Here is a 14,667-nt window from a genome sequence, read left to right as displayed (position 1 = left end):
CACAGCTTAAATTTTTACGTTTCATATTGGAACAAAAAACCCTGTTCTCTGTCAGGATTGCGATCCCGATCCGCTCATCTGCCGCATAATGCCCTTACCATCCCCCCTTTTCGGCCTTTTTTTCTCCCGCAGCCGGCAGAAAATCAGCAAAAATTTTTTCCCACCCGCTTCGCCAGCCATCCTGACCGCCGCTTATGACAGAAGAAAAAAAGCGCGCCAGCTCGCATTTTCACCGTATCCTCGGCAAAAACGTTCCATAAAGAAACAAAATCAGGAAGCAATGTTTCGTAATGAAACCCGATCGTCGGGGCATTCTTTTTTTCGTCCGCTCAGCCAGAATCATCATATCGCCAGGCACGCTCCACCGTCAGACGATACCCCTACGCGATGACCGCCTCCGCCAGCAGAGAGGCCGCATCGAACCTTCTCCAACGGAGCACTGAATAATGAAAAAGCTGATTAACCGTGTTGAAGATGTACTGAATGAACAATTACAGGGGCTGGCTAAAGCCCATCCGCAGCTGACCCTGCATCAGGACCCGCTATATGTGACCCGCACCGACGCGCCGGTGGCCGGCAAGGTGGCCTTGCTCTCCGGCGGCGGCAGCGGACATGAGCCGATGCACTGCGGCTATATCGGCCAGGGTATGCTCTCTGGCGCCTGCCCGGGGGAAATTTTCACCTCGCCGACGCCGGACAAAATGTTCGAATGCGCGATGCAAATTGACGGCGGCGAAGGCGTTCTGCTGATTATCAAAAACTACACCGGCGACATCCTGAACTTCGAAACCGCCACCGAGCTGCTGCATGAGAGCGGCATTAAAGTCACCACCGTAGTGGTCGACGACGACGTGGCGGTGAAAGACAGTCTCTATACCGCTGGTCGCCGCGGCGTCGCCAATACCGTGTTGATCGAAAAACTGGTCGGCGCCGCCGCCGAGCGCGGCGACTCGCTGGAAGCCTGCGCTGAACTGGGCCGCCGCCTGAACAATCTCGGCCACTCGATTGGTATCGCTCTCGGCGCCTGCACCGTACCGGCCGCCGGGCAGCCCTCCTTTACGCTGAAAGATGACGAGATGGAGTTCGGCGTCGGCATCCATGGCGAGCCGGGTATCGACCGCCGCCGCTTCAGCTCGCTCGACCAAACCGTCGATGAGATGTTCGATACCCTGCTGGAGAATGGCGCCTACAGCCGCACGCTGCGCCAGTGGGATACCGTCAAGGGCGCGTGGCAGGAAGTGAAGCAGAGCAAAACCGCGCTGCAAAACGGCGACCGGGTCATCGCGCTGGTCAATAACCTCGGCGCCACCCCGCTGTCCGAACTGTACGGCGTGTATCACCGTCTCGCCCAGCGCTGCGAAGCGTCTGGCATCATCATCGAACGCAACCTCATCGGCAGCTACTGCACCTCGCTGGATATGTCTGGCTTCTCCATCACCCTGCTGAAAGTGGATGATGAGACGCTGGCGCTATGGGACGCCCCGGTTCATACCCCGGCGCTGAACTGGGGAAACTAAGGAGCACGACATGTCACTGAACAGAACGCAAATCGTCGACTGGCTATACCGCTGCGGCGACATTTTCACCAAAGAGAGCGATTTTCTCACCGGCCTCGATAAAGAGATCGGCGACGCCGACCACGGTCTCAATATGCACCGCGGCTTTAGTAAAGTGGTCGAAAAGCTGCCGTCGATCGCCGATAAAGACATCGGCTTTATCCTGAAAAACACCGGCATGACGCTGCTCTCCAACGTCGGCGGCGCCAGCGGCCCGCTGTTCGGCACCTTCTTTATTCGCGCCGCGCAGGTCACTCAGGCCCACCAAAGCCTGACCCTCGACGAACTGTACCTGATGATCCGCGAAGGCGCGGACGGGGTGGTCAACCGCGGCAAAGCGGAGCCAGGGGATAAAACCATGTGCGACGTCTGGCTGCCGGTGGCGGACTCCCTGCGCCAGTCCAGCGAGCAGCACCTGTCGATCGCCGCCGCGCTGGATGCCGCCTGCGAAGTGGCCGAGCGTGCGGCCCACGCCACCATCACCATGCAGGCGCGTAAAGGCCGCGCCAGCTATCTCGGCGAGCGCAGCATCGGACATCAGGATCCCGGCGCAACCTCGGTGCTGTTTATGGTTCAGATGCTGGCCGCCGCCGCCAAAGAGTAAGGAAATCGCGATGGTAAACCTGGTTATTGTTTCTCATAGCGCCCGGCTGGGCGAAGGTGTCGGAGAACTGGCCCGGCAGATGTTAATCAACGATGGCTGCAAGCTGGCGATCGCCGCCGGGATCGACGATCCCGACAGCCCGATCGGCACCGATCCAATAAAAGTCATGGAGGCGATCGAATCCGTCGCCGATACCGATCACGTGCTGGTGATGATGGATATCGGCAGCGCGTTGCTCAGCGCCGAAACCGCCCTCGATCTGCTCGATCCGGCGATTGCCGCGAAGGTGCGGCTGTGCGCCGCGCCGCTGGTGGAAGGGACGCTGGCGGCCACCGTCAGCGCCGCCTCCGGCGCCGGGATCGACAAGGTGATCGCCGATGCCATGAGCGCTCTGGAAGCCAAGCGGGTTCAGCTGGGTTTACCTTCGCCAACTTCTGACGCCGCGCCGGCGCCGACGCTTGCCGACGATGGCGACACAAAATCGGTTTCAGTTATTATTAACAACCACAACGGCCTGCACGTGCGTCCGGCGTCGAAGCTGGTCGCCGCGCTGGCGGGTTTTAATGCCGATCTGCTGCTGGAGAAAAACGGGAAGTGCGTCAAACCGGACAGCCTCAACCAAATCGCGCTATTGCAGGTACGCCGTAACGATAAACTGCGCCTGCTGGCCCGCGGTCCGGATGCCGACGCGGCGCTGGCGGCGTTTCAGGCGCTGGCCGCCGATAACTTCGGTGAATCGCCTGCGGCGCAACCGGCAGCGGCTCCGGCAACGCCCGAGCGCGTCGAAGGCGTTGCCCTGCGCTATCCGCTGGCCCTGATCCAGCCGCTCCGCCCGGCTGCCGCCGATGCTGCCCGCGAGCAGCAGCGCCTGCGCCAGGCCATTGACCAGACGCTGGCGGATCTTATCGCCCTGACCGAGCTGGCGGAAAATAAATTTCACGCCGATATCGCGGCGATCTTCGCCGGGCACCACACCCTGCTCGACGATGACGATCTGTTTGATGCCGCCAACGATCGTCTGCTCACCGAACAATGCTCGGCGGAATGGGCATGGCATCAGGTGTTGATGGAGCTCAGCCAGCAGTATCGCCAGCTGGATGACCCCTACCTGCAGGCGCGCTATATCGATATCGAAGATATTTTGCAGCGCACCCTGCGCCATCTGCAGGGCGTTCAGGAGAGAGTGCCGACACCCGGCGAGCCAACAATTATTATTGCCGACAACATTTATCCCTCAACCGTCTTACAGCTGGATGCCAATCTCGTCAAAGGCCTGTGCCTGCGCGATGGCAGCGAACAGGCTCACGGCGCGATTATCGCCCGCGCCGCGGGGATCGTCTGGCTGTGCCAGCAGGGCGAGGCGCTGAAGGATATTCAGCCTGGCGAAGCCATCGCGCTCGATATGCGTAACCAACGCCTTATCCGTGACTAAAATTCACGTTGACCGTTACCGCTCCGGAGGCCTGCCTCCGGAGGGTGAGTTTTCGCTTACTCTTCAGGAACCACTATGTCTCAATTCTTTTTTAACCAGCGCGCCAGCCTCGTCAACGATGTGATTGAGGGTACCATTATCGCCAGCCCGTGGAATAACCTCGCCCGTCTGGAGAGCGACCCGGCGATCCGGGTGGTGGTCCGTCGCGATCTGAATAAAAACAACGTGGCGGTGATCTCCGGCGGCGGCGCCGGCCATGAACCGGCGCACGTCGGCTTTATTGGTAAAGGCATGCTGACCGCCGCGGTCTGCGGCGATCTGTTCGCCTCGCCGAGCGTCGACGCGGTGCTTACCGCCATTCAGGCGGTGACCGGCGAGGCGGGCTGCCTGCTGATCGTCAAAAACTACACCGGTGATCGGCTTAACTTCGGCCTGGCGGCGGAGAAAGCGCGCCGTCTCGGCTACAACGTGGAGATGCTGATCGTCGGCGACGACATTTCGCTGCCGGATAACAAGCATCCGCGCGGCATCGCCGGGACCATTCTGGTGCATAAAGTGGCGGGCTATTTCGCCGAGCGCGGCTTCAACCTCGCCACCGTCCTGCGTGAAGCACAATACGCCGCCAGCCATACCGCCAGCATCGGGGTGGCGCTGGCCAGCTGCCACCTGCCGCAGGAAGCCGACAGCGCGCCGCGCCATCAGGCCGGTCACGCCGAGCTGGGAATGGGCATCCACGGTGAGCCGGGCGCCTCGACGATCGCCACGCAAAACAGTGCGGAAATCGTCAACCTGATGGTGGAAAAACTGACTGCCGCCCTGCCGGAAACCGGCCGCCTGGCGGTGATGCTTAATAACCTCGGCGGCGTGTCGGTGGCTGAGATGGCGATCCTGACCCGCGAGCTGGCCAACACCCCGCTGCAGGCGCGCGTTGACTGGTTAATAGGCCCGGCCTCGCTGGTGACGGCGCTGGATATGAAAGGCTTCTCGCTGAGCGCCATCGTGCTGGAGGAGGGTATTGAAAAAGCGCTGCTGTCGGACGTGGAAACCGCCGGCTGGCAGACGCCGGTGCAGCCGCGGGCAGTTAACATCATGCCGTCCACTCTCGCCAGCGCGCGCGTCGACTTTATACCATCGGGCAATCCACTGGTGGGCGATTACGTCGCGCAGGTGACCGGCACCCTCTCCGACCTTGAAGCCCATCTCAACGCGCTGGACGCCAAAGTGGGCGACGGCGATACCGGCTCCACCTTCGCCGCCGGGGCGCGCGAGATTGCCGACCTGCTGCAGCGCCAGCAGCTGCCGCTAAACGATCTGCCAACGCTCTTTGCGCTGATCGGCGAACGTCTGACGGTGGTGATGGGCGGCTCCAGCGGGGTATTGATGTCTATCTTCTTCACCGCTGCCGGGCAGAAGCTGGGACAAGGCGCCAGCGTGGCCGAGGCGCTGAACGCCGGTCTGGAACAGATGAAGTTTTACGGCGGCGCCGATGAGGGAGACCGGACGATGATCGACGCTCTGCAGCCGGCGCTGGCGGCGCTGCTGGCCGAACCGGAGAATCTGCAGGCCGCTTTTGCCGCGGCGCAGGCCGGGGCGGATCGCACCTGCCAGTCGGGCAAAGCTGGCGCCGGACGAGCGTCCTATCTCAACAGCGATAGCCTGCTCGGCAACATGGACCCCGGCGCCCATGCGGTAGCGATGGTGTTTAAGGCCCTGGCGGAACGATAAGCCTTCCCCGGTGGCGCTGTGCTTACCGGGGCTACAAATCGGCGCCAACCGTACGCAAGCCGCTATCCGGGTTTTACTGGGGCGACGTCACACCGCCGAATAGAAGGTCGGGTAAGGCGTAAGCCGCCACCCGACAAAAAACGGCGCCAACCGTAGCCCGGATAAGGCGCAAGCCGCTATCCGGGTTTTACCACGATGGCTTTTTACTTACTGTGCCAGTACGCCTGGGAACGCACCAGCTGCTGATCGATACTCTCGTCTTCAAAGCGCGCCAGCAGCGATTTCACCACCGCGCCTTCGCCGGTCAGCCAGATGAAATAATCCTCCGCCGGCACCTTCACCTGGGCCAGACGCTCGGCGACGAAGGCCGGGTTGTGGCCCACCACCCACTCGATGTTAAAGCCGTCGAGATCCGCCAGATAATCTTTATACGACGCATCGGCGATAGTAACGATGGCCGTCACCTGCGGCCTTGCCGGCAGCTGGCGTAATCCCAGCAGACGACGGCGCAGCGCCGGCATGCCGGACTCATCGCAAACATACAGCTGCCAGGCATAATCTTCCGGCACCACCAGCGAGCCGCGCGGGCCGCCGATCACCAGCTTATCGCCCACTTTTGCTTCCAGCGCCCAGCGGCTGGCAATACCGCCATCGTGGATATAGAAATCGTAAGCCAGCTCGTGACGTTCGGCATCGTACAGCGGCGTATAGTCACGGGTCGCAGGCCGCACGCCCTCGCCCCAGTCAATCCCCTCCTCGGTCACCTGCGGCGGGGTAAATGCCGCGCCCGGCTCGGGGAAAAAAAGCTTGGTATGATCGTCAAAGCCGTGAGAAGCGAAGCCTTCCAGCGCCTCGCCTCCCAGCACGATACGCTGGAACGCCGCGCCTGCGCGCTCCACGCGCAGCACCGTCAGCTCACGGAAACGCAGCTCATTGCGGACACGCTGCGGGTACTTGTCTGCTTTGGTTTTTGTCATCATCGATTGCCTTCGTGAACGGTAAATAGATATATCTAAACTTGATGCAAATGATAATGATTGCCAACTAAAAAGAATGCAAGTCTTTTTTTGATATAGTCAAAACAAACCGCATCAAAATCCACAGCCAGAAAATAATTACATATATATCAATATATTAAAAAATAAATAGCAACCAGCATTGCGAACATTCATTTTTTAGATATAAATTAGATATATCAAAAACAGCAGGAGGTAACCATGCGACATCATCATGAAGAGGGGCGTGGGCCACGCGGGCGCCACGGTGATCCCAGCGAACACGGCGACCATGGCCGCCGCGGCGGCGGACGCCGCCAGCGTTTCTTTGGCCACGGTGAACTGCGGCTGATCATTCTGGATATCCTCAGCCACAACGCCAGCCATGGCTATGAGCTGATCAAAGAGATCGAAACGCTTACCCAGGGGAACTACAGCCCCAGCCCGGGGGTGATCTACCCGACGCTGGATCTGCTCCAGGACCAGGGCCTTATCAGCGTGGAAGATGACAACGGACGTAAAAAAATCGTTATCAGCGAGGAAGGAAAACAGCTGCACGCCGAGAACCAGGAGCACCTGGCCCATATCCAGGAGCGTCTGCAGGCGCGGATGGTCGGCTGCGAGCTGCGCCGGGATCCGCAGATGAAGCGCGCGCTGGAAAACTTCAAAGCGGTCCTCGACCTGAAAGTGAACCAGCAGGCCAGCAGTGCCGCCCAGCTCAAGCAGATCATCGGCATTATCGACCGGGCGGCGATGGAGATCTCTCAGCTCGACTAAGCCTCTTTTGTTACCACTGGCTGCCCCGCCCTGGGGCAGCTCGCACCACGACGGATCGCCCCGTTCATCGCCGCCAGGCAGAAAATCTCGTCAGCTCAGGAATAAAACGTGCCAATAGTGGCGCAATGAGATTAAATTTTACACATTTCGTCTTTTACTTTGCATTTATCCCGATTTTCACCGCTTCTGCCGAACTGGCGTAATCCCTGCAATACTTAATCCAGTATCGTGTGATACGTCCGCCCCAGGAGCACATTTTGAACAGGTTACCTTCCAGCGCATCGGCTCTGGCCTGCAGCGCACACGCACTGAATCTCATTGAAAAGCGCACGCTTGATCATGAGGAAATGAAAGCACTTAACCAGGAGGTCAGGGAATACTTTAAAGAGCATGTGAATCCGGGGTTTTTAGAGTATCGAAAATCGGTCACAGCCGGCGGGGATTACGGAGCCGTAGAGTGGCAAGCGGGAGGGTTAAATACGCTTGTCGACACCCAGGGACAGGAATTTATCGACTGCCTTGGTGGGTTTGGCATCTTCAATGTAGGGCACCGTAATCCAGTTGTGGTATCCGCCGTCGAGAATCAACTCGCGAAACAACCGCTTCACAGTCAGGAACTGCTGGATCCGCTACGCGCGATGCTGGCGAAAACCCTGGCAGCCTTAACGCCCGGCAAACTAAAGTACAGTTTCTTCTGCAACAGCGGTACCGAATCGGTAGAGGCGGCCATCAAGCTGGCGAAAGCCTATCAGTCGCCGCGCGGTAAATTTACCTTCATCGCCACCAGCGGCGCCTTCCACGGTAAATCGCTGGGCGCGCTGTCGGCCACCGCCAAGTCGACCTTCCGCAAACCCTTTATGCCGCTGCTGCCGGGCTTCCGCCACGTGCCGTTCGGCGATATCAACGCCATGCGCACCATGCTGAGCGAGTGCAAGAAAACCGGCGACGACGTCGCGGCGGTGATCCTCGAGCCGATTCAGGGCGAAGGGGGCGTGATCCTCCCGCCGCAGGGGTATTTGCCGGCGGTGCGTAAGCTGTGCGATGAGTTTGGCGCCCTGCTGATCCTCGACGAAGTGCAGACCGGCATGGGCCGCACCGGCAAGATGTTCGCCTGCGAGCATGAGAACGTTCAGCCCGATATTCTGTGTCTGGCGAAAGCGCTCGGCGGCGGTGTGATGCCGATCGGCGCGACGGTGGCGACGGAAGAGGTCTTCTCGGTGCTGTTCGACAACCCGTTCCTGCACACCACCACCTTCGGCGGCAACCCGTTGGCCTGTGCGGCGGCGCTGGCGACGATCAACGTGCTGTTGACGCAAAACCTGCCGGCGCAGGCGGCGCAGAAAGGCGATATGCTGCTGGACGGGTTCCGCCTGCTGGCGCAGGAGTATCCGGACCTGGTGAATGAAGTGCGCGGGAAAGGCATGCTGATGGCCATCGAGTTTGTCGATAACGAGATTGGCTACGACTTTGCCAGTGAGATGTTCAGACAGCGGGTGCTGGTCGCCGGGACGTTAAACAACGCCAAGACGATCCGCGTTGAACCGCCGCTGACCCTCACCCTGGAGCAGTGTGAGCAGGTGCTGAAAGCGGCGCGTAAGGCGCTGGCGGCCCTGCGCGTCTCGGTTGAAGAAGCGTAATAAGTGCCCTTCCCCCTCTCCCACAGGGAGAGGGGGAAGGAAAATCCTCATACCTGCGGCAACAGGCCTATAAAGCTGCGTTTCTGCCGCGGCTGCGACATCATCTCCTCCAGCTTTTCGACGCAGGCTAAATAGTGCGGCGTCTTCTTATGCGCCAGCACCGCCTCATCGTCTTTATAGGCTTCGTAGATAAAAAAGCGGGTTTTCACCTCGGGATCCTGCAGGACATCAAAGCGCAGGTTGCCCGGCTCCTGCAGCGCGCCTTCGTGGTTGGCGCGAAACACCTCAAGAAACTCATCCACCCGCTCGGGTTTAATATTGATCTCCACCAGCGTCACATTCATTTCAGCTCTCCCTGTTTCTCTTCCTGCCAGAACTGATACGCTTCGCGCGCGTTCAGATTCTCATGCACCACCTTTTTCACCGCCTTCAGCATCGCGCGCGGGGCGCTGGACTGGAAAATATTGCGCCCCATATCCACCCCGGACGCCCCCTGATCGATCGCCCGCCAGCACATCTCCAGCGCCTCATGCTCCGGCAGTTTTTTACCGCCGGCAATCACGATCGGCACCGGACAGCTGGCGGTCACTTTTTCAAAGCCTTCCTCAACGAAATAGGTCTTCACAAACTGCGCCCCCATTTCGGCGGCAATCCGGCTGGCCAGCGAGAAGTAGCGCGCATCGCGGGTCATCTCTTTGCCGACGCCGGTAACCGCCAGGACCGGCATACCGTAGCGATTGCCGGCATCCACCAGTTTGATGATGTTATTGATCGACTGATGTTCGTATTCGCTGCCGATATAGACCTGCGCCGCCACCGCGCAAACGTTGAGACGTAGCGCGTCTTCCATCGCCACCGCCACGCATTCGTTGGAGAGTTCGCTCAAAATTGAATTGCCGCCGGAGGCGCGGAGCACCACCGGCTTATTGGTGGCCGCCGGTACCTGGCTGCGCAGTACGCCGCGGGTGCACATCAGCACGTCGGTGTCGGCAAACAGCGGCGCAATCGACAGGTCGATACGCTCCAGCCCGGTGGTTGGCCCCTGGAAGTAACCATGATCGAAGGCCAGCATCACCGTGCGGTTGCTGTGCGGATTAAAGATGCGCGCCAGCCGCGACTGCATGCCCCAGTCCAGCGAGCCGCAGCCTTTCAGGGTATACAGCGTGTTCTGCTGCGGGCGGCCGATGCCGAAGTCCTTACCCTCTTTGATATCGTCTAAATCAGCCATCTTTTCCTCCGTCAGAAGTCGTAGTTGTTGATGTTCTCTTTGCTGAACACCACGCGCTCCGGCAGCAGCACGATACCGTTGCCCTTCGCCTCATACTGGTAGCCCTGCACGCTATTCGGTTCGACCTTCAGCGAGCCGATATCTTTCACCTCAACGCTGTCGCCCACGTTAAGATCGCCCTTTTTCAACAATCGATCGGCGACGTTAACCGCAATTTTGCCCTGCTGAACCACATCCCACAGGCCGAACGCTTTTACCGTGCCGCGCTCAACGTACGGGCGCATCACGTTCGGCGTACTAAAGCCGACGATCGCCACGCCCTGACGCTTGAGGTTCTCCGCCGCCTGCGCCGCCGCCGGCAACGCATTGGCATCCGGCGCGATAATGGCGTCGAGATCCGGATACGCTTTTAAGATCCCCTCGGCGGTTTGCAGCGATTTGGTGGCATCGTTATAGCCAAACTGGGTGGTGACGATTTGCCACTGCGGATGTTCTTTTTCGATTTTGGCTTTGGCTTCCTTCACCCACTGGTTCTGGTCGGTCACCGTCGGGCTGGAGTAGAAAAACGCGACTTTGGCGGCAGGTTTGCTGACCTGCTTTTCCGCCATCTCCACCAGCAGGCCGCCAAGCTGCTGCGGCGTGCCCTGGTTGATATAGATGCTGCGGCACTCCGGTTTGGTATCGGAATCCCAGGTCAGGACTTTCACCCCGCGCTGCATCGCCCGCTTCAGCGCCGGGCACAGGCCGTCCGGCGAAACGGCGGAGACGATAATCGCGTTGTAGCCCTGGTTGACGAAGTTGTTGATAAGCTGCACCTGGCCGGAGACGCTGGGCTCGGTGGGGCCGTCATAGGTGACATCAACGCCCAGCGCTTTCCCCGCCTCTTTCGCGCCGTTGCCGCCGCTGGTAAAGAAGCCGACGCCGACCAGCTTAGGAATAAAGGCGATGCGGTCCGCCGCTTGCGCGGTAACCACGCTCATCGCCAGCGCCAGCGCGCTGACCTGCAGGATACGTTTTGTTTTCATTGTTGTGCTCCGATTGTTCTATGCGAGAAAAGACGCCGCCAGGTCGCGCGCACCCATTCACGGTGCAGGCTCAGCGAACGCCCCATCACCACCACAACCAACAGCGCCCCTGACAGCGCGCTCGACACCTGGTTGGGGATGCCGACCATCTGTAAACCCTGTTGCAGATACCCCACCAGCAATGCCGCCAGCGCGGTACCCAGTATCGATCCCGAGCCGCCGTAAATATTGGCCCCGCCGAGCACCGCCGCGGTCAGCGCCGGCATCAGCAGGTCGCGGCCTAAATCCGAACGCGCCGAGCCGAAATAGGAGACCATCACCAGCGCCGCGACCGCCGAGGCGACGCCAACCAGGCCATACAGCACGTACGGGATGCCGTTCACCGACAGCGCGGCATAGCGCGCGGCGCGCGGGTTTTGCCCGAGTAAAAAGAGATGGCGGCCAAAGCGCCCGCGATGGGCCAGCAGCCAGAAGAGAAAGGTGATAATCGCGAACAGCACCAGCGGTAGCGGCAGTCCGGCGAGGGTTAAATTGGCGATGGCGGTGAAGCTATCGGGAAAACCGCCAATCCCCTCGTAACCGGTCGCGCCGGCCATCCCGGAAAGCAGCAGCGCGCCGCCGCCGTACAGATACAGCGTACCAAGCGTGATCACCAGCGGGCTGATGCCGGTGTAGTGGATCAGCGCGGCGTTGAATAACCCGCACAGCAGTCCCAAGAGCAACGTCAGCGATACCGCCAGCCACAGCGGCCAGGCCGCCTGGGTCATCACCCCGAGGGCGATGGCGCACAGGCCGATGGTCGAGCCCAGCGAAATATCGATCCCGCCGCTGATGATCACCAGCGTCAGCGGCAGCGCGACGATGCCGATGCAGATAAAGTCGCTGGTGCTAAAGAGCAGCATATTGAGATCCAGCATGCGCGAATTCAAGGCGCCGAACAGCAGGATTTCCGCGATCAGCAACGCCAGCAGCGCGCTTTCCCAGTTAAGCTTCAGCTTCATTTAAGCCACCTCTTTGCTTTTGCGTTCGGGAAAGCGGGCAACCTGTTTGCCCCCTTTATTACCGGGCTGGAAACGGCTGTATTTTAGCGCCCGCTGATGGCGGGCCAGCGCCTGGCGCAGGCGGCCATCGAGCACCAGCACGCCGAGCAGCACCAGGCCGGCGATAAAGTCATTCCACCAGGCGGGAAGACGGAACAGCACCAGCACGGTGTCGATTTGGGTGAGGAAAAAGGCGCCGAGAAACGCGCCGAGCAGCGTGCCGGTACCGCCGAGCAGCGAGATCCCGCCCAGTACGCAGGCGGCGATGGCTTTCATCTCCAGCCCGCTGCCGGTCTGATTAGGCACAAAACCAATCTGCGCGGCGAAGACAATCCCGGCGCAGGCCGCTAGCATGCCGTTGAGGGTAAAGGCCAGCATCCGCGTGCGATTGACCGCCACCCCCAGTTGGCGCGCGGCGGCGAGGTTATCGCCGACGGCGTAAAAATCACGACCAAAGGCGGTGCGCGACAGCAGCCAGCCGCCCGCCAGCAGCAGCGCCAGCACCAGCCAGCCCAGCGGCGACACGCCGATAAACGCCGGCTCCGAGAGCGACTTCAGGCTGTCGGGCAAGCCCTCGATCCATTTCCCGCCGGTCCACAGCAGCATCACCCCGCGATACAACCCCAGCGTGCCGAGGGTGGCGACGATCGCCGGAATGCGCAGTCCCACTACCAGCAGGCCGTTAAACGCCCCGGCAAGCGCGCCAATCGCCAGCGCAAAGGCGATAGCCGTCGCCAGCCCGTAACCGTTGTTCAGCGCCACGCCGACGGCGATGGCGCACAGCCCAACGGTGGAGCCTACCGACACGTCAATATTGCGGGTCAGCATCACCAGCGTCGCGCCCAATGCCAGCAGGCAAAGGATCTGCGAGCTGGCGAAAATCATCGCCAGGGTCTGCAGGCTGAAATAGGCTGGATTGAGCGCCACCAGCACGGCAAAGAGCGCCACGATGGCAAAGAAGGCGCTCAGTTCGCGATTCTTCAGTAACGTTTTCATGCCTGTCCTCCGAAGGCCAGGGTCATCATGCGATCGACGGTCACCGCCTGCCGCGCCAGCTCGCCGCTGCAGCGGCCCTGATGCATCACCAGCACCCGGTCGGCCAGGCCGACGAACTCATCCACATCGGAAGAGATCATCAGCACCGCCACGTTTTGCGCGGCAACGCTTTTTAGCAGTTGATAGATATCGGCGCGGGCGGAGACATCCACGCCGCGCGTCGGCTCATCGACAATCAGCAGTAACGGATTAGCTTCCAGACAGCGCGCCAGCAGCACCTTCTGCTGGTTACCGCCAGAGAGAGTGCGCACCGGCTGATCGCCATCGGCCAGCTTGATCCCCAGCGCCCGGTGATAGCGCTCAACCACCGCCGCCTCCCGTTTCCCCTGCTGCCACCACGACGGCTGATTGAACATCACCGTGTTCCAGCGCACCGGCGCATCGAGAAACAGCCCCGAGACCTGGCGGTCTTCCGGCAGATAGACCAGCCCGCTGGCCAGCCTGGCGCGGGTGCTGTCGCGGCTAATCTCGCGGTTCTCCAGCCAGATCCGCCCGGCGCGCGGTGGACGCAGGCCGTATAAGGTTTCGGCAAATTCGGTGCGCCCTGATCCCACCAGCCCGGCCAGACCGACAATCTCTCCGGCGCGGATCTCCAGATTGAGATCGATAAAACCTTCTCCGGTAAGATCTTCCACCCGCAGCACGGGAAAGTCCTGCGGTTGCGTACGGCGGTTGCCCGGTAGCGACAGCCACAGCTTTTGCGTGTCGCTCAGCGCATGGTCGCGGCTGACCGGCGTCATCGCGTTAATCAGTTGCTCGTCGCGGTATGCCGCGGTCTCGCCGCTCAGCACCACCGCGCCGTCGCGCATCACCGAAATATGGCTGGCAAGCTGGCGGATTTCGGGCAATTTGTGTGAGATAAAGACGATCCCAACGTCCAGTGCCTGTAACGCGCGGATCTGGCTAAACAACCTCTCCGTTTCGCCCGGGGTTAAAGAGGCGGTGGGTTCATCCAGGATCAGGATCCGCGCCTCGCGCATCAGGCCGCGCAGGATCTCGACCATCTGTTGATCGGCCACTTCCAGCGTGCTGGCGCTGGCATCGAGGTTGATCTGGCAGTTCAGCTGCCGCAGTTTGTCCTGCAGTCGCGCGACGGTATCCGCCCGCTTCGGCAGGCGGAAAAGAATGTTCTCGCGCACGCTGAGGTTGGGAAACAGCATCGGCTCCTGCGGCACCAGATAGATGCCCAGCTGGTGGGCCAGCGCCGGGCTGAGGCGCGCAAACGCGCGGTCGCCGATCGTCAGTTCACCGCTATCCGGCGTTTCAACGCCGGCGATGATCTTCATCAACGTCGATTTACCCGCGCCGTTGCCGCCCATCAGCGCATGCACCTGGCCCGCGCCTAGTGTGAAATCAATGCCCTTGAGCACCGCAACGCCGGAGAACTGTTTGCAAATCTGGCGAGCTTCAAGCAGTGGCTTCATCATCGCGCCTCGATTGAACAAATGATTTTTAAATTTAATAATGTTCAAAAGCGTAGACGGTGAACTATATTTACAACCGTGCGAAGATCACAGTTTGGCGCTTTAGATCCTCAGGAAAAAATGGGCCAGCGATGAAAGATCCGTTTTGCCAGTCGGCTCACACTTTCC

The 14,667-nt window shown here is 60.4% G+C and carries 13 protein-coding genes and 1 pseudogene; 7 read left to right on the top strand and 7 right to left on the bottom strand.

Annotated elements, in window-relative coordinates; translation table 11 throughout:
- Window positions 1-88 precede the first annotated feature (88 nt).
- From NKJ21_RS07665 to NKJ21_RS07645, 5 genes and pseudogenes are all read left to right on the top strand, one after another.
- Window positions 89-291 (top strand): annotated as a pseudogene (locus NKJ21_RS07665) (hypothetical protein).
- A gap of 155 nt (window positions 292-446) precedes the next feature.
- Complete coding sequence (gene dhaK, locus NKJ21_RS07660; RefSeq protein ID WP_008806557.1) at window positions 447-1,517, top strand: dihydroxyacetone kinase subunit DhaK; 1,071 nt, start codon at window positions 447-449, stop codon at window positions 1,515-1,517.
- A gap of 10 nt (window positions 1,518-1,527) precedes the next feature.
- Entirely contained in the window at window positions 1,528-2,160 is a 633-nt protein-coding gene (dhaL, locus tag NKJ21_RS07655; RefSeq protein ID WP_008806558.1) for a dihydroxyacetone kinase subunit DhaL, read from the top strand.
- 10 nt (window positions 2,161-2,170) lie between these two features.
- Window positions 2,171-3,592: a dihydroxyacetone kinase phosphoryl donor subunit DhaM gene (gene dhaM, locus NKJ21_RS07650; protein WP_060619854.1), complete on the top strand. Its 1,422-nt coding sequence runs from the start codon at window positions 2,171-2,173 to the stop codon at window positions 3,590-3,592.
- Window positions 3,593-3,667: 75 nt separating this feature from the next.
- Complete coding sequence (locus NKJ21_RS07645; protein ID WP_224230133.1) at window positions 3,668-5,317, top strand: glycerone kinase; 1,650 nt, start codon at window positions 3,668-3,670, stop codon at window positions 5,315-5,317.
- A 203-nt stretch (window positions 5,318-5,520) separates the two neighbouring features.
- Here the strand turns inward: NKJ21_RS07645 and NKJ21_RS07640 are convergent, their stop codons facing one another.
- Window positions 5,521-6,297, bottom strand: coding sequence for a siderophore-interacting protein (locus tag NKJ21_RS07640; protein ID WP_004144829.1), 777 nt, complete (start codon window positions 6,295-6,297; stop codon window positions 5,521-5,523).
- Between the two features lie 237 nt (window positions 6,298-6,534).
- Between NKJ21_RS07640 and NKJ21_RS07635 the strand changes: the two genes are divergently transcribed.
- Both NKJ21_RS07635 and ygjG read left to right on the top strand, forming a co-directional pair.
- Window positions 6,535-7,089: a PadR family transcriptional regulator gene (locus NKJ21_RS07635; protein WP_046621531.1), complete on the top strand. Its 555-nt coding sequence runs from the start codon at window positions 6,535-6,537 to the stop codon at window positions 7,087-7,089.
- A gap of 257 nt (window positions 7,090-7,346) precedes the next feature.
- Window positions 7,347-8,726 carry a putrescine aminotransferase gene (gene ygjG / locus NKJ21_RS07630; protein WP_012540512.1) on the top strand — a complete coding sequence of 460 codons (1,380 nt, stop codon included), beginning with the start codon at window positions 7,347-7,349 and terminating at the stop codon, window positions 8,724-8,726.
- Window positions 8,727-8,773: 47 nt separating this feature from the next.
- Here ygjG and lsrG read toward each other — a convergent pair whose 3' ends face one another.
- Genes lsrG through lsrA form a run of 6 tightly spaced genes read right to left on the bottom strand, consistent with a single transcriptional unit; the run spans window position 8,774 to window position 14,499 of the window.
- Entirely contained in the window at window positions 8,774-9,070 is a 297-nt protein-coding gene (gene lsrG, locus NKJ21_RS07625; RefSeq protein WP_002917723.1) for a (4S)-4-hydroxy-5-phosphonooxypentane-2,3-dione isomerase, read from the bottom strand.
- Complete coding sequence (lsrF, locus tag NKJ21_RS07620) at window positions 9,067-9,954, bottom strand: 3-hydroxy-5-phosphonooxypentane-2,4-dione thiolase (protein WP_080928848.1); 888 nt, start codon at window positions 9,952-9,954, stop codon at window positions 9,067-9,069. The genes lsrG and lsrF overlap by 4 nt, the downstream gene beginning before the upstream one ends.
- Before the next feature lie 11 nt (window positions 9,955-9,965).
- Window positions 9,966-10,979, bottom strand: a complete 1,014-nt coding sequence (gene lsrB / locus NKJ21_RS07615) for an autoinducer 2 ABC transporter substrate-binding protein LsrB (RefSeq protein WP_008806564.1) — start codon at window positions 10,977-10,979, stop codon at window positions 9,966-9,968.
- Complete coding sequence (gene lsrD / locus NKJ21_RS07610) at window positions 10,976-11,980, bottom strand: autoinducer 2 ABC transporter permease LsrD (RefSeq protein ID WP_022066315.1); 1,005 nt, start codon at window positions 11,978-11,980, stop codon at window positions 10,976-10,978. Before lsrD ends, lsrB begins: the two co-directional genes overlap by 4 nt.
- Window positions 11,981-13,015 (bottom strand): autoinducer 2 ABC transporter permease LsrC, encoded by a 1,035-nt coding sequence (lsrC, locus tag NKJ21_RS07605; protein WP_016161856.1) that lies wholly within the window; start codon window positions 13,013-13,015, stop codon window positions 11,981-11,983.
- On the bottom strand, window positions 13,012-14,499 hold the full coding sequence (gene lsrA / locus NKJ21_RS07600) for an autoinducer 2 ABC transporter ATP-binding protein LsrA (protein ID WP_080928847.1): 1,488 nt from the start codon (window positions 14,497-14,499) through the stop codon (window positions 13,012-13,014). Before lsrA ends, lsrC begins: the two co-directional genes overlap by 4 nt.
- Window positions 14,500-14,667 lie beyond the last annotated feature (168 nt).

The organism is Klebsiella sp. SWET4 (genome assembly GCF_024296565.1).
In the GTDB taxonomy this organism is placed as follows: Bacteria; Pseudomonadota; Gammaproteobacteria; order Enterobacterales; family Enterobacteriaceae; genus Klebsiella; species Klebsiella variicola.
Note: the sequence above shows the minus strand (reverse complement) of the source record. Positions and strands in the feature narration are given on the sequence as shown.

Coding starts and splice junctions, on each gene's coding strand:
- dhaK (WP_008806557.1), top strand. CDS start 447: ATGAAAAAGCTGATTAACCGTGTTGAAGATGTACTGAATGAACAATTA.
- lsrB (WP_008806564.1), bottom strand. CDS start 10,979: ATGAAAACAAAACGTATCCTGCAGGTCAGCGCGCTGGCGCTGGCGATG.
- NKJ21_RS07640 (WP_004144829.1), bottom strand. CDS start 6,297: ATGATGACAAAAACCAAAGCAGACAAGTACCCGCAGCGTGTCCGCAAT.
- NKJ21_RS07635 (WP_046621531.1), top strand. CDS start 6,535: ATGCGACATCATCATGAAGAGGGGCGTGGGCCACGCGGGCGCCACGGT.
- lsrF (WP_080928848.1), bottom strand. CDS start 9,954: ATGGCTGATTTAGACGATATCAAAGAGGGTAAGGACTTCGGCATCGGC.
- lsrC (WP_016161856.1), bottom strand. CDS start 13,015: ATGAAAACGTTACTGAAGAATCGCGAACTGAGCGCCTTCTTTGCCATC.
- NKJ21_RS07645 (WP_224230133.1), top strand. CDS start 3,668: ATGTCTCAATTCTTTTTTAACCAGCGCGCCAGCCTCGTCAACGATGTG.
- dhaM (WP_060619854.1), top strand. CDS start 2,171: ATGGTAAACCTGGTTATTGTTTCTCATAGCGCCCGGCTGGGCGAAGGT.
- dhaL (WP_008806558.1), top strand. CDS start 1,528: ATGTCACTGAACAGAACGCAAATCGTCGACTGGCTATACCGCTGCGGC.
- lsrA (WP_080928847.1), bottom strand. CDS start 14,499: ATGAAGCCACTGCTTGAAGCTCGCCAGATTTGCAAACAGTTCTCCGGC.
- lsrG (WP_002917723.1), bottom strand. CDS start 9,070: ATGAATGTGACGCTGGTGGAGATCAATATTAAACCCGAGCGGGTGGAT.
- lsrD (WP_022066315.1), bottom strand. CDS start 11,980: ATGAAGCTGAAGCTTAACTGGGAAAGCGCGCTGCTGGCGTTGCTGATC.